The sequence below is a fragment of the Kitasatospora sp. NPDC023385 genome, from assembly GCF_055664045.1.
On record NZ_JBVOOL010000017.1, the window covers coordinates 1 to 21,090 of the forward strand.

Annotated in this window: 18 protein-coding genes and 3 pseudogenes; 10 read left to right on the forward strand and 11 right to left on the reverse strand. The window is 71.2% G+C overall.

Annotated elements, in window-relative coordinates; all coding sequences use genetic code 11:
• Window positions 1–167 (reverse strand): annotated as a pseudogene (locus AC0B61_RS24645) (IS5/IS1182 family transposase); the annotation flags it as partial.
• Window positions 168–449: 282 nt separating this feature from the next.
• Between AC0B61_RS24645 and AC0B61_RS24650 the strand changes: the two are divergent.
• A complete protein-coding gene (locus AC0B61_RS24650) occupies window positions 450–944 on the forward strand; it encodes a hypothetical protein (protein WP_471742910.1) in 495 nt (164 codons plus the stop codon).
• A gap of 31 nt (window positions 945–975) precedes the next feature.
• On the opposite strand, the gene AC0B61_RS24655 is transcribed toward AC0B61_RS24650, so the two are convergent.
• Entirely contained in the window at window positions 976–1,431 is a 456-nt protein-coding gene (locus tag AC0B61_RS24655) for a DinB family protein (protein WP_471743042.1), read from the reverse strand.
• Window positions 1,432–1,790: 359 nt separating this feature from the next.
• Here AC0B61_RS24655 and AC0B61_RS24660 point away from each other — a divergent pair, with 359 nt between their 5' ends.
• Window positions 1,791–2,666 carry a class I SAM-dependent methyltransferase gene (locus tag AC0B61_RS24660; RefSeq protein ID WP_471742911.1) on the forward strand — a complete coding sequence of 292 codons (876 nt, stop codon included), beginning with the start codon at window positions 1,791–1,793 and terminating at the stop codon, window positions 2,664–2,666.
• A 177-nt stretch (window positions 2,667–2,843) separates the two neighbouring features.
• Here the strand turns inward: AC0B61_RS24660 and AC0B61_RS24665 are convergent, their stop codons facing one another.
• Together AC0B61_RS24665 and AC0B61_RS24670 are read right to left on the reverse strand one after the other, a co-directional pair.
• The gene (locus AC0B61_RS24665) at window positions 2,844–4,265 is read right to left on the reverse strand and encodes a non-reducing end alpha-L-arabinofuranosidase family hydrolase (protein WP_471743043.1); all 1,422 of its coding nucleotides are present in this window, start codon (window positions 4,263–4,265) and stop codon (window positions 2,844–2,846) included.
• A 193-nt stretch (window positions 4,266–4,458) separates the two neighbouring features.
• Entirely contained in the window at window positions 4,459–5,907 is a 1,449-nt protein-coding gene (locus tag AC0B61_RS24670; protein ID WP_471743044.1) for an arabinofuranosidase catalytic domain-containing protein, read from the reverse strand.
• Between the two features lie 1,601 nt (window positions 5,908–7,508).
• Between AC0B61_RS24670 and AC0B61_RS24675 the strand changes: the two genes are divergently transcribed.
• The gene (locus AC0B61_RS24675; RefSeq protein WP_471743045.1) at window positions 7,509–7,790 is read left to right on the forward strand and encodes a helix-turn-helix domain-containing protein; all 282 of its coding nucleotides are present in this window, start codon (window positions 7,509–7,511) and stop codon (window positions 7,788–7,790) included.
• A 167-nt stretch (window positions 7,791–7,957) separates the two neighbouring features.
• On the opposite strand, the gene AC0B61_RS24680 is transcribed toward AC0B61_RS24675, so the two are convergent.
• The 3 genes from AC0B61_RS24680 to AC0B61_RS24690 all read right to left on the reverse strand — a co-directional run bounded on the left by AC0B61_RS24680 (window position 7,958) and on the right by AC0B61_RS24690 (window position 10,613).
• The gene (locus tag AC0B61_RS24680; RefSeq protein ID WP_471742912.1) at window positions 7,958–8,338 is read right to left on the reverse strand and encodes a CBS domain-containing protein; all 381 of its coding nucleotides are present in this window, start codon (window positions 8,336–8,338) and stop codon (window positions 7,958–7,960) included.
• Between the two features lie 159 nt (window positions 8,339–8,497).
• Window positions 8,498–10,045, reverse strand: a complete 1,548-nt coding sequence (locus AC0B61_RS24685; RefSeq protein ID WP_471742913.1) for a DEAD/DEAH box helicase — start codon at window positions 10,043–10,045, stop codon at window positions 8,498–8,500.
• Window positions 10,046–10,409: 364 nt separating this feature from the next.
• Window positions 10,410–10,613, reverse strand: coding sequence for a cold-shock protein (locus AC0B61_RS24690; protein ID WP_030918248.1), 204 nt, complete (start codon window positions 10,611–10,613; stop codon window positions 10,410–10,412).
• 503 nt (window positions 10,614–11,116) lie between these two features.
• Here AC0B61_RS24690 and AC0B61_RS24695 point away from each other — a divergent pair.
• The gene (locus AC0B61_RS24695) at window positions 11,117–11,344 is read left to right on the forward strand and encodes a hypothetical protein (RefSeq protein WP_396459730.1); all 228 of its coding nucleotides are present in this window, start codon (window positions 11,117–11,119) and stop codon (window positions 11,342–11,344) included.
• A gap of 191 nt (window positions 11,345–11,535) precedes the next feature.
• Here the strand turns inward: AC0B61_RS24695 and AC0B61_RS24700 are convergent, their stop codons facing one another.
• Window positions 11,536–12,981, reverse strand: coding sequence for a non-reducing end alpha-L-arabinofuranosidase family hydrolase (locus tag AC0B61_RS24700; RefSeq protein ID WP_471742914.1), 1,446 nt, complete (start codon window positions 12,979–12,981; stop codon window positions 11,536–11,538).
• A 392-nt stretch (window positions 12,982–13,373) separates the two neighbouring features.
• On the opposite strand from AC0B61_RS24700, the pseudogene AC0B61_RS24705 reads away from it, so the two are divergent.
• Window positions 13,374–13,457: pseudogene (locus tag AC0B61_RS24705) on the forward strand (MarR family winged helix-turn-helix transcriptional regulator); the annotation flags it as partial.
• A gap of 15 nt (window positions 13,458–13,472) precedes the next feature.
• The gene (locus AC0B61_RS24710; RefSeq protein ID WP_471742915.1) at window positions 13,473–13,631 is read left to right on the forward strand and encodes a hypothetical protein; all 159 of its coding nucleotides are present in this window, start codon (window positions 13,473–13,475) and stop codon (window positions 13,629–13,631) included.
• Here the strand turns inward: AC0B61_RS24710 and AC0B61_RS24715 are convergent.
• The 3 genes and pseudogenes from AC0B61_RS24715 to AC0B61_RS24725 form a co-directional block, all read right to left on the reverse strand.
• Window positions 13,616–14,929 carry an MFS transporter gene (locus AC0B61_RS24715; RefSeq protein ID WP_471742916.1) on the reverse strand — a complete coding sequence of 438 codons (1,314 nt, stop codon included), beginning with the start codon at window positions 14,927–14,929 and terminating at the stop codon, window positions 13,616–13,618. The two genes, AC0B61_RS24710 and AC0B61_RS24715, sit on opposite strands and share 16 nt — an antisense overlap.
• 158 nt (window positions 14,930–15,087) lie before the next feature.
• Window positions 15,088–15,315 (reverse strand): annotated as a pseudogene (locus AC0B61_RS24720) (beta-ketoacyl synthase N-terminal-like domain-containing protein); the annotation flags it as partial.
• 5 nt (window positions 15,316–15,320) lie between these two features.
• Window positions 15,321–16,079 carry a beta-ketoacyl synthase N-terminal-like domain-containing protein gene (locus AC0B61_RS24725; RefSeq protein WP_471742917.1) on the reverse strand — a complete coding sequence of 253 codons (759 nt, stop codon included), beginning with the start codon at window positions 16,077–16,079 and terminating at the stop codon, window positions 15,321–15,323.
• A gap of 337 nt (window positions 16,080–16,416) precedes the next feature.
• On the opposite strand from AC0B61_RS24725, the gene AC0B61_RS24730 reads away from it, so the two are divergent.
• The 4 genes from AC0B61_RS24730 (at window position 16,417) to AC0B61_RS24745 (ending at window position 21,026) form a co-directional block, all read left to right on the forward strand.
• A complete protein-coding gene (locus AC0B61_RS24730; RefSeq protein ID WP_471742918.1) occupies window positions 16,417–17,802 on the forward strand; it encodes a condensation domain-containing protein in 1,386 nt (461 codons plus the stop codon).
• A gap of 41 nt (window positions 17,803–17,843) precedes the next feature.
• On the forward strand, window positions 17,844–18,947 hold the full coding sequence (locus AC0B61_RS24735; RefSeq protein WP_471742919.1) for an alkene reductase: 1,104 nt from the start codon (window positions 17,844–17,846) through the stop codon (window positions 18,945–18,947).
• A gap of 92 nt (window positions 18,948–19,039) precedes the next feature.
• On the forward strand, window positions 19,040–20,008 hold the full coding sequence (locus tag AC0B61_RS24740; RefSeq protein ID WP_471742920.1) for an NAD-dependent epimerase/dehydratase family protein: 969 nt from the start codon (window positions 19,040–19,042) through the stop codon (window positions 20,006–20,008).
• Window positions 20,009–20,216: 208 nt separating this feature from the next.
• Window positions 20,217–21,026, forward strand: coding sequence for an AAC(3) family N-acetyltransferase (locus AC0B61_RS24745; RefSeq protein ID WP_471742921.1), 810 nt, complete (start codon window positions 20,217–20,219; stop codon window positions 21,024–21,026).
• Window positions 21,027–21,090: the final 64 nt, after the last annotated feature.

Consider the following 21,090-nt stretch of genomic DNA (forward strand, 5'->3'; position numbering starts at 1 on the left):
GCGGCCAGGACCTGCGGCGGCATGCTCGGCCGCCCGTTCGTCGACGGGTACATGTCTGCGAACATCGACCCCGGGAATAGCGTCTCCCGGTGCTCAGCCAGGAACGCGAAGACGCTCCCCACCGGGATCAACTCCCGGCAGGTCTCCCACACGTCCGGCCCGACCAACTCCCCATCCCACTGTCCCAGCACACCAGCAGTCTGACCCCACACCGAGTGACGCGGGGCCAGAACCCCTGATTTTCAGTGAACTTCTAGGAGCACGCGGGCGGCCCGTCCGCCCACCGGGTCGGGGACGACTCGGGGCACCCGTTTGGACTAGGTTGATCCCCGAAACGCATCAGTCGTAGGGACGAGGCGATCGGCTGTCCGGATAGGGGCCGACCAGCTCCTTCGCACTCCGACCGCCCCGGCTACCCCCCTCCCCGGCCCGCGAAGGGATCAGCAGCTGTGAACCGTACGACCGTAGGTGGGCCGGAGCTCGGGGGCGGCCGGGGTGCCGGTGGCGTCCTCGTCCTTGTCGACCCGTCCGGGGCCGGGAACAGCCCGGTCGCGGAGTTGCTCGCGCGGGAGCTGAACCCGAGCGTCCACCTGCGGACGGACGACTTCCTGCGGGTCATCGGCGGCGGCCGGCTGCCACCGCACCTGCCGGAGGCCCGGCGCCAGGACGCCACCGCCCTGGCCGCCGCCGCGCAGGCCGCCTTCGCGTACGCCACCCGCGGCTACCAGGTCGTGGTGGAGTCCCCGGCCGTCCCGGCCGCGCTCGACACCTTCCGCCGCGAGAGCCGCGCCACCGGCGCCGCGCTCCACTACGTCGTGCTGCACGCCGGTCCGGCCCCGGACGGCGCCTCGCACACCCTCGACACGGGCGACCTCACCGCCGAGAGCGCCGCCGAGTCCGTCCGCACCGCCCTCACCCGCCGCACCCACCTCCTCGGCTGGTAGGGCCTGCCGCCCCTCCGGCCCCCGATGGCCCCTACGCCCCCACCACCCCGTCGATCGCCTCGCGCAGGAAGTCCGCGTGCCCGTTGTGCCGGGCGTACTCGTGGATCAGGTGCAGCATCACCAGCCGCAGCGACACGTCGGCGTCCCACCGGGGCTGGTGCCCGGTGACGTCGAGGGTCTCGGCGGCGAGCTCGATGCGCCGGGAGTGCTCGACCTCGGCCTGCCACGCGGCGAAGGACTCGGCCCGGGTGGCGTCGGTGACGTCGTACGCGACCTGGTAGTCGCGGTCGGACCAGACCAGCGGAAGCTCCTCGGCGTTGATCACCCGGCGGAACCAGGTCCGCTCGACCTCCGCCATGTGCCGCACCAGGCCGAGCAGGCTCAGGCTGGATGGCGGGCTGGAACGCTGCCGCAGCTGGTCGTCGGTCAGCCCCTCGCACTTCATGGCGAGGGTCGCCCGGTGGTAGTCCAGGAAGCCGCGCAGCATCTCACGCTCACCACCGGTCAGCGGCGGTACGGGGCGGTCGTCGGGGACGTTCACGGTGTCGTTCTCCTCAAGCTCGGGTCAGGACCGTCGGGAATCCTCGCGGACTGTAGCGAACCGGCCTCCCCCGCCGCCGAGAATTTCCGCGCGCCCGCCCTCTCCGGACGGCCTCGGCCGCCACCCGTCCCACCTGCTCCCCGGCCGCTCCCAACCGCTTCCAGGCGTTCGGCGCCCCTGGTCAGCGCCCCGGTCGCCGCCCCCGGTCGCGCGGGTGCTCCTCCGAGCCCCCTCGGATCACCGCCGCGCCCCTTTCCCACCGACCCCACCGGCCCATCACGTAACGTGTTCGGACCATCACCGGTTTGGGTACGTACCTCGGCGCGTCCGACGCCCGGGCGCCCACCGAGCAGGAGATCCAGCGGCCCATGGACCACAACCGCATCCCCCCGACGGTACGCCGGACATACGGCGCCGACGACCTCAGCACCGCCCCGTCGTTCGCCGGCGGGTTCATCAACTTCGGTTACTGGCAAGGGATCGACCTCACCGCCCCCACCTCCGAGGACCGGGTGCGCAGCCAGGAGCAGCTCTACCGGCGGGTGCTGCGGGACTTCCCCGAGCCGCGCGAGCGGCTACGGCTGGCGGAGGTCGGCTGCGGGCGCGGGCTGGGTACGGCGCTGGCGCTGCGGGAGTTCCGCTTCGCCTCCGTCACCGGCGTCGACATCCACCCCGACCAGATCGAACGCGCCCGCGCCGTCAACGCCAGAGCCCTGGCCACCTACCCCGACCGGCTCGCCTACACCCTTGGCTCGGCCGACGAACTCCCCTTCCGTGACGCCTACCTGGACGGCGTGTACTCCGTCGAGACCGCCCAGCACTTCCGCGAGCTGACCGGCTTCGCCCGCGAGAGCGCCCGCGTCCTGCGCCCCGGCGGCCGCCTCGTCGTGACCACCTTCTTCACCGCCCCGGGCCCCGACGCCGCCGAACGCCTCAAGATCCTCCTCGCCAGCTTCGCCGACGGCCTCGACATCGCCCACCCCCTGACCACCTTCACCGACGACCTCACCGCGTCCGGCTTCACCGACATCGCCACCGAGTCCATCGGCACCCACGTCTGGCCCGGCCTCGACCGCTACCTCACCGACACCGTCCCGACCTCCCACTGGACCCGCAACTTCCTCACCGCCTGGCGCGACGGCCTCGTCGACTACCACGTCGTCACCGCCATCCGACTCTGACCGGCACGACGCAGGGGCCACCCCTGGGCCTGCCCGCACCAACCGAACAGGCCCAGGGCAGGAGACACCACCGCCCGACGCCAGCCTCCTCGACCCCCAGTTAAGGCGACTTATTACTGTCGGCCGCCGAAACCTCCAGGCCTCGGCGGCGTAGCCACACGTCGAACGGCTTCGGTACTAGCGCTGCAGTGTCAGCACGCCCGGCCGGTACGGCAGGAGGCCGTAGTCCGTGCCGTCGGTGCTGGGGTCGCGCCCCTGGTAGAGGAACTGCAGATTGCAGGGGTCGATGGTCTTGGTCTGGTCGGGGTTGGTGCGGACCAGATCGCCGTGGCTGATGTCGTTGGTCCACGTCGCGCCGCTGTTGGCCTTGCCGGCGAAGGGGTTGCTCAGGGTGTCGGCCTGCGGTGTCCACGTGCCGTCGAGGCTGGTGGCCGTGAAGGAGCGGAAGTAGCGACCACTCCCGGTGTAGTTCTGGGCCTCGACGATCATGAGGTACTGGTTCTGGCCCTGGACCTTGTAGACCTCAACCGCCTCGAACAGATTGAGCGCCGTGTCGCTCATGACTGTCGTGTACGAGGAGCCGAAGCTGCTGGGGAAGTTCCCGATCGGCATGCTCGCCCGGTAGATCTTGCCGTTGTCACCGGCGAAGAACAGGTACATGGTCGTGTCGTCGCCGATGAGGGTCACGTCGAGCGGGCCCCCATCCGGGAGGGTGCCCGTGAACAGCGTCTGCTGCGCGGACCAGCCGTTGGGGTTGGTGGGGTCGCTCGAGGTGCGGTAGGAGAAAGCGTCTGGCCACCCCCCGTTGTAGGCGAGCACCCAGATGTTCTTCGGGGCGAAGTAGAACAGCGTCGGCGCGATGCCGTCGAAGGGGATCGTGTTCTGGGTGGCGGTGGCCATGTCGGACCAGTTCGTGAAGGGGCTGAAGCTCGTCAGTCCCCAGCGCCCGTCGTTACCGGCGAGGGTGTTGTGCGCCGTGGCATAGACGATGTGCCGGCCGTTGTAGACGACGTCGGTGAAGTCCTTGAGCGAGGCCCACCCCGCCTTCGGGTTCGCCAGCGGGCCGGTCGATGTCCAGCGGTACGTCGACGGCAGCGTGCATGTGCCGGTGCCGCCATCCACCTTGACGAGTTGCCACTGTTGGTTGGTGCCGCCCCAGTCGGTGTACTGCACGACGTCGGCGCCGTCGTTGGTTGCCGCGTTCTGGACCTCGACCGCCTTGTTGCTGTTGCGGTTGATCAGTCGGACGTAGCCGCTGTCGGAGTCCGCCAGCCTGAACTGCTGGTTGGCACCGCCGTGGTCGGTCCACTGGTGGATGGCGGCACCGTCGGCCGTCGACCAGCTGGACACGTCGATCATCTTGCCCGAGTGCCGTGCCTTGATCCGGTAGTAGCCGCCGCCGGAGTCCACGAACTGGAACTGCTGGTTGCTGGCGTTGGTGCGGGTCCACTGGACGACGTTGGCGCCGTCGGCGGCGGAGGAGTTGTAGACGTCGAGGGCCTTGCCGCTGTTGTGGTTCACCAGCACGTACCAGGCGGTGGTGTCCACCGAAGCCGCCGAGGCGGACGACGGGTTCACCATCGCCAGGAAGCCGGCCATGAAGACCACCGACAGCAGGGCGGCCACCTGGGGCCGCCACCGACGACGCCACCTCGCGGCGCGCGCTGACCAAACCGACACAGCGTCTTCCTTCCATCATGGGGATCGCCGACATGAGACGGGCCGCATCGGCGCGGACGCCGCTTGGAGCGGCGGCACCGCTTGTACCCGTCAGGCCGGCGGCCGGGTCTGGTTATCGGTAGCCGGCGGCGGCGATGTTCGCCTGGACCGCATTTTCGGTCGCATCCGACGGGTAGCCCGAGACCATGGCACCCTCGTAGAACGTGCCCGCGCTGTCGTTGATATTGCCTACGTCGGGTGGGCAGCAGTCGCCGCCGCTGCCCAAGACGATGGCGCCTTGCTTCTTCATCGGGCTGTACACGTTGGGCTCGTTGGGAAGCGCGCCGTCCCATAGGGTGTTCAGGCTTCCGGCCTGGGCATTGCTGCCCTTCATCGCGAATCGCGACGTCCCGTTGTTCTTGAGTGTCGCCGTGACGAACTTGCTGCTGAACGGCTGCTGGTTCGGGTTCCACGTGCTGCTGCCACCTGGGAACAGGCCCCATTCGAGGTCGGCCTGCACCCAGGGTCCGGTTCCGGAGCAGCCGCCGAACCAGCAGCTCGTCCCGAAGTAGATGGCGTCCATGGCACCTGGTCCGTCGGCCTTGCGGGTGGTTTCGCTGTTGCCGTAGTCGAAGCAGCAGCCGCTGTTGACATGTGTGCCGCTGGTGACCATGTACATGCCCTCGGGTGCGCTGCCCGTCGGGATACCCGTCAGGTGGCCGTCGCGCCAGTAGGTGGCACCCGGGTTGATGTACAGCGAGTAGGCCTTGCTGCCACCGACCGTCAACGATTCGGTGGTCGCTACGGCCGGGCGGGTCTGTGGTGAGCCCGGGACCACGCTCGAACCCTGGTACCACAGGTCGTTGCCATGCCCGGACTGATCGAACAGGACCGTGATGACACACGTGGTGTTTGCGCAGAAAGAGTCCTGGGCCGCCGCGTTGGCGACGCCGCCAGGGGTCAGTACGCCGATGTTGCGGGTTGTGTTGTCCGAGCGTCGGACCTGATACAGGTCTCCGTTGTAGGCGCTGTAGAGGGCGCGCGTTGTGCTGTGCGCCGCCACGCAGGGCGTACCACCTGCGCCGTAGATGTCGCACGGGCCGGATCCGGTGCCGCCATCCACCTTGACGAGTTGCCACTGTTGGTTGGTGCCGCCCCAGTCGGTGTACTGCACGACGTCGGCGCCGTCGTTGGTTGCCGCGTTCTGGACCTCGACCGCCTTGTTGCTGTTGCGGTTGACCAGTCGGACGTAGCCGCTGTCGGAGTCCGCCAGCCTGAACTGCTGGTTGGCACCGCCGCGGTCGGTCCACTGGTGGATGGCGGCACCGTCGGCCGTCGACCAGCTGGACACGTCGATCATCTTGCCCGAGTGCCGTGCCTTGATCCGGTAGTAGCCGCCGCCGGAGTCGACGAACTGGAACTGCTGGTTGCTGGCGTTGGTGCGGGTCCACTGGACGACGTTGGCGCCGTCGGCGGCGGAGGAGTTGTAGACGTCGAGGGCCTTGCCGCTGTTGTGGTTCACCAGCACGTACCAGGCGGTGGTGTCCACCGAAGCCGCCGAGGCGGACGACGGGTTCACCATCGCCAGGAAGCCGGCCATGAAGACCACCGACAGCAGGGCGGCCACCTGGGGCCGCCACCCTCGCTGTGTCGAGGTTCGTGGGGCTGTACCCAGAGCGTTCATCTGCACCCTCCTAGGGGCGACTTGAGCAGGGGTGGTCCTTCTCGGTGCGTACGGACCGGGCACAGCACGCCCGAGGCGGCGGCACGACGTAACCCCTGGGGGTGGGGAGCCGGATCTCCGGCGCATTGTTAGCGCTAACAATTCAGTCGGACATCCTGCGCGTTGCAGGGAGAAAACCATGGGGCATGAGAGGACGTCAAGTACCGCGCTGCAACCTGTCGGTTACTGATGCGTCATCAGAACCACGTCTAGTCGCGACTGTTAACGGGGCTGACCCGAGCGCTCACACTCTTCGGCGCGGGCGGCAGTCAGAAGCCGTTGCTCTATCGATCTTGGTGAACATCGGTTCGAGCGTGGCGATTCAGTCGGGTGATCGCGGCGTCCTCCATGCCCGGTGCGGCTGCGGCGACCGGCCGCCCCGCCCTGTGCGGAGCGAAGGATACCTTCCCGGCCTACGCCGAAAAATCTATGCCCGCTGGAGTAGACATTGCCATACCTCGTGGTTAAGGTTTCTCTCGTAGACGAGATCAAGCGGTACCCGCCAGACACGAACTGGCGGGAGCAGTACAGAAGTTTGCACGTCAGCACGGTTGCAGGGCCCTGAAGCCAGGGATGGTGCAGTAAGGCGACAGGACCGGTGGCCGGGCCGGGCGGCCCGCAGGCATCAGGGGCCGCCACCGAGCGGTACCGCATTTCAGCAGGACGCGCCGGGCAGATGGGCGTGAAGAAGGTGACGCAAAAAGACGGCGCGGTAGCGGAGTTCCGGAGCCACAGCAGGTGTAGGACGGCGACGGGACTGGCGGCCGGGCCGGGCGGCCCGCAGGCATCAGGGGCCGCCACCGAGCGGTACCGCATTTCGGTAAGTGCATTACCAGCAGGTGAAGTTGAGTTGCGCAGTACCGGCAGTCGCAGTACGCGGTATCCCAGTGAAGGCGCTCAAGACTGCGGGCGCGCGTGCTGGGAGTCCGGCAGTGGGGTTCCGAGCCGAGCGGTTGAGCAGGACGGGCGACGGGGCTGGCTGCCGGAACCGGCGGACCACCAGGATCGCCGCAGCAGTAGCGGGTAGTTGGCACTACCGCGCAGTTCGCAGTACAGGCAGTTCGGCAGTACCTGGTAGTGGGAACTATCCGCAGTTCGTAGCAATCCGGTCAGTACAGAGGATGAACGGAGGGGACAGAGCGCCATCAGGATCGCCCGGCCCGCGAGGCAGTCACCCGGGCGGACTCCGAAGACCCCAAGGCAAGGACGGTGGTTTCCGGTCACGCATACGCGATCCCCGCACGCCCCCTCCCCCGGGGCGAGGCGGACATGAGGAAGCCGGTCACAGGGCCGGCAGATGGTGTAAAACCCTTCGGGGCCCCGGGAGCCGCAACGGCCCCGGGGCCCCTCAGCGCGTCCCCGACACAACAAGAAGAGGTGCAGTGACCACGGCAACCATCCGACCGCATACCCTCGGTGCCGTCAGCTCGCTCGACGATGACGACTACCCCGCCTACACCATGGGCCGCGCCGCCGAGATGACCGGCACCACCCCCGGCTTCCTGCGTTCGCTCGGCGACCAGGGCCTCATCACCCCCCTGCGCTCCGACGGCGGCCACCGCCGCTACTCCCGCTATCAGCTTCGGATCGCCATGCGCGCCCGCGACCTCGTCGACCAGGGCACCGCCATCGACGCCGCCTGCCGCATCATCATCCTCGAAGACCAACTCGAGGAAGCCCTGCGCATCAACGAGCAGCTCCGCCGCTCTGCACACGGCCAGGAACCCGCCGCCGACACCTGACCGAACCATCCACTCCGACGAGACCGGCCCGCGGTGAGCAGTAGGTGCTCACCGCAGGCCGCCCCGGGCACGAGCACCCTCGCACCCAGGCGCATCCGTCGGCAGTCGCGAAGCGCGCTACGGGCGGACACGGCGATGGCCGGCGCGGCGGCGCCGACGCGCCGGTCCTAGAAGCTGAGCAGGCCGATGGCGTGGCCGTCGTGGTCCACCACCGGCCACACGGCCAGGCCGCGGGCGCGCATGGCGGCGGCCGCGGTGGCGGCGGGCATGTCGGCGGTGGCGAACGGGGAGCGGTCGAGGACGATGTCGCGCACCGGGGTCCGCTCGGTGGACCGGGAGCGGGTCTGGAACGGCGCCAGGTGCAGGCGCGTCAGCAGCCCCGCGCAGCGGCCGTCGTCGTCGCGGACCAGGAGGTGGTCGGCACCGGAACTCTGCAGGATGTCGATCGCCATGTCGACCATGACGTCGTCGCTGATCTGCAGCTCCGGGCATTTCATGAGGTCGCCGACCGTGGCGGTGGTCACGGGGCGTTCGAGGGCGATGGTCACGGCGGACTCCTTGGCGTCGTTTCCGCCGGGGCCGGCGGTGGTCGGGGCGCCGGCGGTGGGACAACCGGCGGGGCCCGTCGGAGCGGGCCGAGACTGCTCTGCGCTTGGTGAGTGGTGGGGGCCCGGACTGCGGCGGCAGTCCGGGCCCCCGCGTACGCGCTAGGCGGCGAGGGCGACGCGGCGGGGTGCCCGGCGGCGGCCGGTGGAGCCCTGGTTGTCGCGGCCCGCGACGGTTGCACGGGTGTCGGCTCCCGCGTGGGCGGGTCGGCCCCGGCGGCCCCGGCTCGCGGACGCGCTGCGGCGGGGGCGTTCGACGACGGGGGCGGCGATCACGACGGGGATGCCGGTGGGCACCCGGGCGCCGGTGATGCGGGCCAGGTCCTCGTCGCCGGCGCTGACGCGGGTGGTGACGGGAGTGATGGCGGCGGTGGTCATCAGGCGGGCCATCTCGCGGCGCTGGTTGGGCAGCACCAGGGTGACGACGGTGCCGGACTCGCCGGCCCGGGCGGTGCGCCCGCCGCGGTGGAGGTAGTCCTTGTGGTCGCTCGGCGGGTCCAGGTTGACGACCAGGTCGAGCCCGTCGACGTGGATGCCCCGGGCGGCGACGTTGGTCGCGATCAGGGCCGTGACCTGGCCGGTGCGGAACTGCTCCAGGGTCCGGTTGCGCTGCGGCTGGGACTTGCCGCCGTGCAGGGCCGCGGCCTTCACCCCGTTCGCGAGCAGGTCCTCCACCAGGCGGTCCGCACCGTGCTTGGTGTCGATGAACATGATCACCCCGCCGTCGCGGGAGGCGATGTGGGCGATCGTGGCGTTCTTGTCGAAGTTCTGCACCTGCAGGACGTGGTGCTCCATCGTGCTGACCGCACCCGCGGACGGGTCCACCGAGTGCGTGACCGGGTCCTTGAGGAAGCGCCGCACCAGGCGGTCGACGTTGCGGTCCAGGGTGGCGGAGAACAACATCGTCTGGCAGCCCTCGGCGACCTGGTCGAGCAGCTCGGTGACCTGCGGCAGGAAGCCCATGTCGGCCATCTGGTCGGCCTCGTCGAGCACCGTGATGCCGACCCCGTCCAGCTGGCAGTCGCCGCGCTGGATCAGGTCCTTGAGCCGACCGGGCGTGGCCACCACGACCTCCGCCCCCCGGTTCAGCGCCTGCGCCTGGCGCCCGATCGACATTCCGCCCACCACGGTCGCCATCCGCAGCCGCACCGCGTGGGCGAACGGGGTGAGGGCATCCGTGACCTGCTGCGCGAGCTCACGGGTGGGGACCAGCACCAGGGCCAGCGGCCGGCGCGGCTCGGCCTTCTGCCCGGCGGTGCGGGCCAGCACGGCGAGACCGAACGCGATGGTCTTGCCGGAGCCGGTGCGGCCACGTCCGAGGACGTCGCGGCCGGCCAGCGAGTTCGGCAGCGTCGCGGCCTGGATCGGGAACGGAGCGGTGACGCCCTGGCGGGTCAGCACCGACAGCAGCGCCTTCGGCATGTCCAGCTCGGCGAAGGACTCGACGGCCGGCAGCGACGGGGTGGTGCTCACCGGCATCGCGAACTCCCCCTGCGAGGAGGATCCCTGACGGGAGCTCCGGCCGCCGGCGGGCCGGTCGCCGTAGAAGGAGCTGCCGCCGGAGCGGGATCCGTAGCTGCCGCCGGAGCGGGCGGAGGCCGAGGAGCGGGAGTTGGTGTTCTGGTACGGGGAGCGACTGGAGCGGTTCATGGGAGACCTTCCTGGAGCGGCACGTCGCGAGGAGGCTCCGCAGCGCGGGGCGCCGGCAGGAGGCCGCAAGGAACGGGCCGAAAGTATGGAATGCGGGGCGTGGACGGTGAAACCGTGCGGCACGTCACCTCAGGTCGGCGCTCACCGCGGAGGGCGGGAGCGAAGAACCTCGAACCGTGGGATGTCACGGCAGGGCGCCGATCCGGACGCGGCGCTGGGCGTCTCGCGTGGGGATGGCCGCCGGTGGCGGAGCCAGGGGCCTGAGCGGCCGGGGAATGCGCGTGGCGCAATGCGGAGGGGCCCGCACCGGGCATCATGTACGCGGTGCGGGCCCCTCGCTACCAGGCGGGTGCCGTGGCAGAAACTACAGCGGACGAATGTTCTCGGCCTGCGGGCCCTTCTGGCCCTGCGTGACGTCGAACTCGACCTTCTGGCCCTCGAGCAGCTCACGGAAGCCGTTGGCGTTGATGTTCGAGTAGTGGGCGAACACGTCAGGACCGCCACCCTCCTGCTCGATGAAGCCGAAGCCCTTTTCCGCGTTGAACCACTTCACAGTGCCATTAGCCATAAAAAAATCTCCTTCAAGGGGCTGTCCGAAACCCGCACAGCACGGGATCCGAGTCGCCGCGATGAGCACCCACCCGGGGAAGACCCGGGAAACAAAAATGCGCCTGCGAAACATCAGCAGGCGCACACAAAGTTCATGGGAACCACTACTGCAACTAAGACGACTCTAGCAGGCCCCAGCCCGCCACGGGCGGATATTTCACCTCCGGTTCCGCGGGCCCCTTCCCCGGGGCCGCCGATCGCGAGGCGCCAGGACCATCAACGCCCCTGGAGAGCAACCTCGTTGGGCATGCCTCCTGCCCTGCCAGCGCCGCCGACTCCAGGAAGGGAAAGGCGGCCAACGCGTGCGCGGGGCGCCTGGCCTGGCCGCGAACAGCGAAGCGCCACGTCCGCCGGCGCCATCCGGGGGCCCGTTGGACAGCGCACGCGACATTCCTGTCGAACTCCGAAATCGAATGCGCCGGAAGGACCCGCTCCCGCGATTTCCGGCGCATACTGCAGGAAATGACGAAATCTGCAGCAGTCCGCCGCGTCCTGCCCACAAGCCCCTTCAAGGCCCGGATCGAAGCACCGCGCAAGCACTTCGCCGTCGGCGACCGCGTCACTCACGACCAGTACGGCCTCGGCCGGGCCATCGGCGTCGAAGGCGACAGCGACATCGCGGTCCTCGTCGACTTCGGATCGCGGCAGGAACGCATCACCCAGCCCTACGCCGCGATGTTCAAACTCTGACCCAGGGCGAGCGGGCTCTCTAGGCCCTGAAAAAACCGCCTGCACACAGGATGAGGAACCCCAGCCGATGCGCGGCTGGGGTTCCTCGGTGCGGTGAGTACCGGTCAGCAGGTGAAGTTGCGCGCGCCGTGGACAGCTCGTCTACGCGTCGGCGGACCGCACCACATCGCGATCACCGTGGAGCAGACGGGTCAGCGCTGCAGGGTGAGCAGGCCCGGCCGGTACGGCAGGGCCGCGTAGCCGGTGCCCGCCGGTATGTTCTTGGGGAGGCCCTGGTAGAGGAACTGCAGGTTGCAGGGATCGATGGTCTTGGTCTGGTCGGGGTTGTTGCGGACCAGGTCACCGTGGCTGACGCCCTGCGCCCAGGTGGAACCGCTGTTGGCCTGGCCCGCGAAGGGGCTGCTCTCGCTGCCGGCCTGGACGGTCCACGGACCGTTCAGGCTGGAGGCGGTGAACGAGCGGAAGTAGCGGTTTGCCCCCTGCGCCTCGACGATCATGAGGTACTGGTTCTGGCCCTGGACCTTGTAGACCTCCGGCGCCTCGAACAGAAGGTCCGTTGTGTCGCTCATGACCGTCGTGTACGAGGAGCCGAAGCTGCCGGGGAAGTTCCCGATCGGCATGCTGGCCCGGTAGATCTTGCCGTTGTCAGCGGCGAAGAACAGGTACACGTTCTGGTCGTCGGCGATCATGGTCGGGTCGATCGGGGCGTCCTTCTGGCCCTGGGCGTTCACGGGGAGGCTGCCGGTGAACAGCGGCTGCGAGGCGGACCAGCCGTTGGGGTTGGTGGGGTCGCTGGACGTGCGGTAGTAGAGCGGCCACTGACTCCACTGGGACACCATCACCCAGACGTTCTTGGGCGCGAAGTAGAACACTTCGGGCGCCACCGCGGGATCGTTCATCGCGGTCTGGGTGGCCGTCGCCATGTCCGACCAGTTCGTGAAGGGACTGAACCCCGTCGAGCCCCACGACGTTCCGTTGGAGGTCGTCCCGTAGACCAGGTGCTTGCCGTTGTACGTGGTGGTGCTGAAGTCCTTCAACGCGACCTGCCCGTTCGCCGGCTCCGCCAGCGGACCCGTCGATGTCCAGCGGTAGGTCGACGGAAGAGCGCACGTGCCGGTGCCGACGTCGGCGACGGGGACGAGCTGCCACTGCTGGTTGCCGCCGCCCCAGTCGGCGTACTGGACGATCCTGCCGCCGTCGGCGGTGGAGGCGTTCTGGACTTCGAGGGCCTTGCTGCTGAGGCGGTTCAGGAGGCGGACGTAGCCGCCGGCGGAGTCGGCGAGGCTGAACTGCTGGTTGGTCGCGTTGAGGTCGCTCCACTGGACGACGTCGGTGCCGTCGGCCGAGGACCAGTTGTAGTCGTCCAGGACCTTGCCGGAGTTACGGTTCTGCAGGCGGTAGTAGCCGCTACCGGAGTCCAGGAAGCGCCACTGCTGGGCTTCGTTGCCGGAGCGGGTCCACTGGACGAGGGGCGAACCGTCGGCGGTGGCGAAGTTGTAGTCGTCCAGCGCCTTGCCGCTGTTGCGGTTGACCAGCACGTACCACTTGCCGGTGTCGACCGAGGCAGCGGAGGCGGACGACGGGTTCACCATGGCCAGGAAGCCGGCCACGAAGACCATCGAGAGCAGGGCGGCCATCCGCGGCCGCCATCCTCGCCGTGTCGAGGTTCGTGGAGCTGTACCGGGAGCGTTCATATGCACCCTCCTAGGGGCGACTTGGGCAGGGTCGGTTCTTCTCGGTGCGCGCGGACCGGGCACGGCACGACCGAGGCGGCGGCAGGACGTGACCCTGCGGGGTGGGGGGTGGGGGGCACCAGGTCGCCGACGCATTGTTAGCGCTAACAATTTGTACGTCGGACATTCGGCGTGTTGGGAGAAAACCATGGGAAACGAGAGGTCGTCAAGTACCGTGCGGCAACCTGTCCATTACTGAGGCCTCATCAGAATCCTGACCTGATCCCTGGCCACCTACCCCCGACCGGCTCGCCTTCCTCACCGCCTGGCGCGACGGCCTCGTCCTCGCCGCGGGAACCGAGACCACCGGTGCCGCCACCACCCAGCTGGTCAACGGCCTGGTCGCGGCCGGGTACGTCACCCGCACCCGGCCCCCGGAGGACAAGCGCTCCGTCGTGGTCACCCTCACCGACGCCGGACGCGAGCGGCACCGCCGGCGCCAGGAGGCGCTGGCCGAGGCCCTGCACACCGACCTGGGCGACTACGGCGACGCGGACCTCGACCGTGCCGCCGAGGTCCTGCACCGCCTGTCCGCCGTCTACGGCCGGCTCTGACGGAGACCAGCCGCCCGGCTCCGCGGCGACCCGCCCCCCGGCCGGGCCACCGGACCGGCGAGGGCCGCCAGTCGGCCCAGGCTGGCCCGGCGCTGAAGCGCACCGAGCCCGACGGTCGCCGCGCCGAGGGCCAGCCAGCCCACCGGGCCGGCCGCCATCACCACGCCGGTCAGCAGCAGCGGGCCCGCCGACTTCTGCACCGACTGGGACATCCCGGCCACTCCCAGGTAGGAGGCCTGGGCACGCGGCGGCGCCAGACTGACCGCAAGCTCCCAGGAACTCACCGAGCGCATCAGCTCCGCCAGGGTGACCAGCATGGCCGCGGCCAGCAGCGCGAGCGAGGCCGTCCACGGTCCGGCGCCGGTGGCCAGCACGATCAGCAGGCAGCCCGCCGACAGCGTCACCCCGTACCAGCGCACCGCCGCGGCGGCCCCGCGCGGGCCGTCCGCCCACGCCGAGACCCGCAGTTGCAGCAACACCACGAGCACCGTGTTGAGCACCAGGAAGACCGGGACGACGGCGTGCGGCGCCCCGGTGTGGTGGACGAGCCAGAGCGGCAGCCCGACGTTGAGGACCGAGTCGTCCAGGTTCAGCGGCATGTCCAGCAGCACGAACAGCAGGTACCCGCGGTCGCGCCAGGGGCTCGGCACCGCCGACGGGCCACCGCACGACTCGCCCTCACTCGGCCCGCTCCCGGACGCCGCCGCGACCAGGCCGCGCCCGGCCGGCTCCCGGGTGCGCCACACCAGCACGGCGGCCAGCAGGTACGAGAGCCCGTTGGCCAGGATCAGCACGCGGTAGGCGGTCGTGGTGCCCACGGCGAGGCCGATCGCCGCGCCGCCCGCGCCGAGCGCGTACCCGGCGTTGGCCACGCTGCGGAACAGCGCCTGGTACGTGCCGCGCCGCTCGCCCGCGACCCGGGTGGCGAACAGCATCTCCAGGGTCTTGGCCGCGCGTTCGGCCAGACAGGTCAGGGCGACCACGGGCAGCAGCAGCGGGAAGCCGTCGACCACCAGCAGCAGGGCCATCGTCCCGAGCCGTAGCAGGTGGCATCCGATCAGCAGCCACCGCACCGGTACGCGTTCCGCCGCCCGCCCGGCCAGCGGGGAACCGGCGATCCCCGCCACCGCGCCCACCCCGAGCAGCAGGCCGAGCTGCCGGGCGTCCATCCCGCACGCGTAGGTGAAGTACAGGACCGAGGCCGCCGCCCACAGCCCGGTCCCGGTCCGGTCGACGCACTGCGCCAGCAGCATGATCCGCGCGTCCCGCCCCCCGGGCGGCTTCTGCAGCTGCGCCATCAGTCCGTTCCCCCGCATGGCAGGCCCCCGTCACACGCTCGCTCATCAATCTCGACGTCAAGATACTTCATGTCGAGAGACAGGGACCAGCGGGATCCGCCCCGGACGGCCACGCGGCTCCCCGGCCGCGTCGATCGCCGTGACGATGGACACCATCCGTACCGGGTCGAGACGTCGGTCTGCGGCAGCAGGCGGCTGGGCAGGTGGTCGGCGGCCTCGAAGTCCAGGATCTGCCCGGCCAACCGCGCCGGGTAGCCCGAGACGTCGAACCGGGTCAGCTCGCCGATGCCGCTGCGACCGGTCAGCACGGACTTCCAGTACTCCTCCGTGCCCAGCCCGTTGGGCGCCACCACGGACATCCCCGTGACCACGACCGGGGCGCTCACCGGCTTCACCGGCTCGCCCGCTCGGGCCGGTGCAGGACCATCGCGCTCTGGAACCCCCCGAAGCCGCTGCCGACCGACAGCACCGCGTCGACCCGCTTGGACCGGGCCGTCAGCGGCACGTAGTCCAGGTCGCACTCGGGGTCGGGCGTGTGCAGATTGGCCGTCGGCGGGACGACGTTGTGCTCGATGGCGAGCGCGCTGGCCGCGATCTCGATGGAGCCGATGGCGCCCAGCGAGATGGCGTCCAGGCCCGACGTGCAGCCGTCGGAGGTCATCACGACCGGGCCCTCCGCACCGGCCACCCAGGCCACCTCGGCGGGCATCACGCCGGGGCTGAGGTAGTCGGCCATGTGCGGCGAAAGGTAGCCCGGGTCCATCCGCCGGTCCCGGCCCCGGTCGGACAGCACCAGGTACTCGTTGTCCAGGCTGGTCGCGGAGGCGACCGCGCTGCCGAGGCTGACGCCGATCCGGTGCGGGTCGAGCGCCTCGGTCTCCAGTCCGCTGTCGGCGAGCGCGTCCCCGGTTGCACGCGACGGCGAACTGGGTGGCCCGGTCCATCCGCCGGATCTCCCGCAGGCTGAACCCCTCCGCCCGGCGTCGAAGTCCACCTCTCCGGCGATCCGCGAGCGGAACGGCGAGGCATCGAAGAACGAGATGGTCCGGGTGGCGGTGCGTCCCTCGGTCAGCAGGTTCCAGAAGGCCTTCGTACCGGGGCCGCCCGGGGCGCGCACCCCGATTCCGGTGATCACTATCCGCCGGGTCATCGCCGGCCTCCGTCCGTGCGTCGCGTCACAGTCCGTTCCTTTCGCCTGTGTCCGGTGTCCGGTGAGGACGCCAGGCCCCGGAGCAGCTCACCGGAGGCCACCTGCAGGCTGGAACGGCGGGCTCGAGCGCGGCTCGATTGCCGATAGGAAGGCGAACGAGCCGTCTCGCCCGCCGACCGGCACCTCCAACCACCCGACCGGCAACCGGCAAACGGCAGCCGGGGGCGGCTCGGGCCTCGACGTGCGGCGGGCGGTGCGCCACACTCTCCCCAGCAGCACCCGCGCTCCCAACGCACCGGCACCACGCCATGACCACCGCATCACGGAGAGCCACACGGTGACCACTCGTCAACTGCTGCAGATCGCCTTCTCCTCCGGACGAGCCGGGTCCGGACCGGCCACCTGGGGCCAACGGGCCATCCGGGACGCCGTCCACCGACTCGGCCCGGCCGACGCGCCGCGCTACAACATCGCCACCGAGGCCCCCCTGGACCCGGGCCTGCCGCTGCCCGTCCTGCTGGACGCGCTGGAGCGGCTGCTGCACCTGCACGACTCGCTGCACACCCGACTGCTCCCGGGCGAGGACGGTCGCCTCCGCCAAGTCGTCGACGGGCAAGGGTCGTTGGACGTCGAGGTCCGGTCTGCCGGCGACGGCGACGGCGACCCGGCGGAGCTCGGCGCCCGGCTGCACGAGGAACTGGTGGCGCAGCCCTTCGACACCGCCGCGCGCTGGCCGGTCCGGGTCGGCGTGGTGGTGGCGGACGGGCTGGCCCGGCACATCAGCCTGGTACTCTCCCACACTGCGGTCGACGGCTCCGGGATGAGCCGGCTGGTGGCGGATCTGACCGCGCTCTGCCTCGGCAACTCCGCCGAAGGCCTGGCCGAGCTCCGCGAGAGCGCCCAACAGCCGCTGGAGGAAGCCGAGTTCCAGGCCTCCGAGCGGGGCGTTCGCCGTGACGCGGCCGCCCGCAAGCAGTTCCTGCGCAAGCTGCGGCTGGGCCCGCCCCGGCTGTTCCCGCCGGCCGCAGACGGCCCCGCCCCGTTCCCGAACGCGGTGCTCCGCTCCCCCGCCCCGTTCCCGAACGCGGTGCTCCGCTCCCCCGCCCTGGGCCGCGCGGTCGAGCAGGTGGCCGCCCTCCACCGGGTCAGTACGGGCTCCGTGCTGCTCGCCGCGACGGCCGCGATGACGGCCAGGCTCGCCGGGACGACCGAGGCCGTGCTGAACGTCGTGGTGAACAACCGATTCCTGCCCGGGCTGGCGAACGCGGTGAAGGTGGTCACCGGCGACGGCCTGTTCCATCTCCCGGACGCCACGGCCGAGTTCGGCGAGGTCGTGCGCCGCACCCACGCCGCCGCGATCGGCACCTACCGCCACGCCTACTACGACCGGCTCGCCCTGGCCGCCGAGATCGAGCAGCTGACCGCCGAGGGCATCGAACTCGCCGACCGTTCCTGCGTGTTCAACGACACCCGCGAACTACTCCCGGCCGCGCCCGGCCCCGGCGACGACCGGACGACCCTCATCTGGCCGGTGGAGTTCGAGCCCCGCCCCGGCCTGACCTACGCCCTGGACGCCCTGCAGTCCCGCGAGGCCCTGAGCCTGGCCATGACGGCGAACCCGGCCGTGCTCCCACGCCCCGCGATGGAGCGTTTTCTGTACGGTATCGAGGAGTTGGTCCTCACCGAGGCGTCCGCGGGCACAGCCGCGGGCACGGCCCGCTGACGGTTGAACCTGACACATGCGTCAGGTTCTACCGTACCGGCATGACCACCACGGAATCCCTGCTCAGCCCGTACCGCCTCGGCTCGCTCGACCTGCCCAACCGCGTCGTCATGGCCCCGATGACGCGGTACCGGGCCGCCGAGGACGGTACGCCGCTGCCCGTCGTCGCCGAGTACTACGCCCAGCGCGCGAGCGCCGGCCTGATCGTCACCGAGGGGATCTGGCCCAGCAGCCGGGGCCAGTCCGGCTGGTTCCTGCCGGGCCTGGAGACGCCCGCGCACACGGCCGGCTGGCGCGCGGTCACCGAGGCGGTGCACGCGGCCGGCGGCCGGATCGTCGCCCAGCTGATGCTCGGCGGCCGCCAGGGCCACCCGCTCAACCGGCTGCTCGGCGACCTCCCGGCCGGCCCCTCCGCCGTCCCCGCGCCGGGCCCGGTGCACGTCAGGGACGGCGGCAAGGCCGAGGCCGTCACCCCGCGCGAGATGACCCGCGACGAGATCCGCCAGGCGGTCACCGACCACGTCGACGCCGCCCGCAACGCGCTCGCCGCCGGCTTCGACGCCGTCGAACTGCACGGCGCCAACTCCTACCTGATCCACCAGTTCCTGGCCGACAACACCAACCTGCGCACCGACGAGTACGGCCCCGGCACCCTCGCCGACCGCCTGCGCCTCCCGATCGAGCTGGTCACCGCCGTCGCCGACGCCATCGGCCCGGACCGCCTGGGCCTGCGCCTGTCCCCCGGCAACCCGCAGTTCGGCATGCACGAGGCCGACCCGGCGCCGGTCTACCGGGCGCTGCTCGCCGAGTTGGGCGGCCTCGGCCTGGCCTACCTGCACCTCACCGACAACGACGACTACCCGGCCCTGGCCGACCTGCGCCCGCGCTGGTCCGGCCCGCTGATCGCCAACGTCGGCGAGAACCGCGCCGCCACCGACCGCGAGCGCGGCGAGGCGGTGCTGGCCGCCGGACTGGCCGACCTGGTCTCCTACGGGCGCGCCTTCATCGCCAATCCGGACCTGCCGCAACGATTCGCCGCCCATGCCCCGCTGACTCCCGTCGACCCGACCCACCTCTACGGCCAGACGGCCACCGGCCTCACGGACTACCCGACGCTCACCGACTACCCGAGCCTCACCGGCTGACCGGGCCTCACCGGCTGACCGAAGCCCCCGGCCGGCCGCGCAACCCCCGAAACCCCGCGCATCGGCGGAGGGCGAGTCCTACCCTGGGGCCCATGCGGATCCTCGTCCTCGGCGGCACCTCCTTCGTCGGCCGTGCGATCGTCGACGACGCCCTGCGCGGCGGCGCCGAGGTCACCCTGTTCAACCGCGGCCGGACCAACCCGGGCCTCTTCCCCGACGCCCGCCACCTCGTCGGCGACCGCGACACCGGTGACCTCACCGCCCTGCGCGACGGCCGCTGGGACGCCGTGGTGGACGTCAGCGGCTACCGGCCCCACCAGGTCGACCAGGCCATGGCCACCCTCGGCGACCGGGTCGGCCGCTACCTCTTCATCTCCAGCCACGCGGTCTACCGGCGGGACGGCCTCGCCCCCGGCTCGGACGAGTCCGCCCCGCGCCGCGCGCCGCTGCGCGAGGCCGAGCAGCTCACCGAGGAGACCTACGGCCGGCTCAAGGTCGCCTGCGAGGACGACGTCACCGCCCGCTACGGCGGCCGGGCGACCATCGTGCGGCCCGGCAAGGTCGCCGGGCCGCACGACGAGCAGCGCGGGCTCACCTACTGGGTGCGCCGGACGGCGCGCGGCGGGCGGATCGCGCTGCCGGGCCGTCCGGAGCAGCCGGTCCAGGTGGTCGACGCGCGCGACCTGGCCCGGCTGGTGCTCCGGCTGCTCCAGGACGACCGCCCGGGCGCCTTCCACGCCGTCGGCCCGGCCGAACCGACCACCCTGGGCGCCCTCATCGCCACGTGCGCCGAGGTCGCGGGCGCCGAAGTGGAGATCGTCCCGGTGCCCCCGGAGACGGCCCCGCCGCCGTTCTTCCCACTGGTCCGGGCCCGGCCGCTCTGGCCCGGCCAGCAGCGCGACCCCGCCCGGGCCCGCGCGGCCGGCCTGCCCGCGACCCCGCTGGCGGTCACCGCCGCCGACGTGCTCGCCTGGGACCGCGACCGCGGCGAACCACCGCTCGGCCACGGCTTCACACCCGAGCAGGAGGTACTGGTACTGACCGGGACAGCCCCGCGATGACTCCCGCCCCGGCCGCCGACTGACGGAGGGTGCCCCTGCCCTGACCGGTTGTCACTGGCAGCCGCTATGGTCGGCCCCGAACGATCCCAACCGGACCACACCACCGGCGCATCACCGGCGCAGCGGCAGCGACACCAGCAGCGGCACCGGCACCAGGCACGGGGCGCCGACGCACCGGGCACCGACACCAGCACCGCCAGGGAGCACCATGGCCACACCGGACACCACCTCGCTCACCACCACCGACCTCGTGGAGGGCTGGCGCCGGGTCGGCGTCCGCGAAGGCATGGCGCTGATCGTGCACTCCTCGCTCGCCAGCCTCGGCCGGGTCGAGGGCGGCGCGGCGGCCGTGGTGGCCGCCCTGCGCGAGGCGGTCGGGCCGGCCGGCACCGTCGCGGTGCCCACCTTCACCACCGACACGGTCTGCGACCCCGCCCCCGGGCACCCCGGCCCGCCGACCCCCGAGATCGCCGAACTCCGGTCTGCCGTCCCGCTGTTCCACGCCGCGCTCCCCTCCCGCATGGGCGCGGTGGCGGAGGCCCTGCGCGCCCTGCCGGAGAGCCTGCGCAGTACGCATCCGCAGGTGTCGGTCGCCGCCGTCGGGGCGCACGCCAAGGAGGTCACCGCCCGCCGCTCGCTCGGCTTCGCCGTGGGCCGCGAGTCGCCGTTCGGCGCGCTGCACGACCTCGGCGGGTACGTCCTGCTGATCGGTGTCGGGCACAACCGCAACACCTTCCTGCACTACGCGGAGACCTTCGCGCCCAACCGCCGCCTCAAGCTCCGCCGCTTCCCGATGGCGATCCAGGGCGAGCGGGTCTGGATCGAGGCGCCGGACGTGGGCGATGACAACGACACCCACTTCCCGGTCGTGGGGCGGGAGTTCGAGGCGCGGTCGGGCATCCGCGAGGTGCTGGTCGGCAGCGCGCCGTGCCGGCTGGTCCCGGTCCGCGACCTCATACCGTTCGCCGTCCGCCGGCTCACCGAGCTGCTGGCGGCGGACGGCTCCGCAGTGGCGTAGCCCGGTCGGCGCTCCCGCGCGAGCGGCCGACCGGGCCACGCCCGTCACCTCAGTGCGCGCCGGG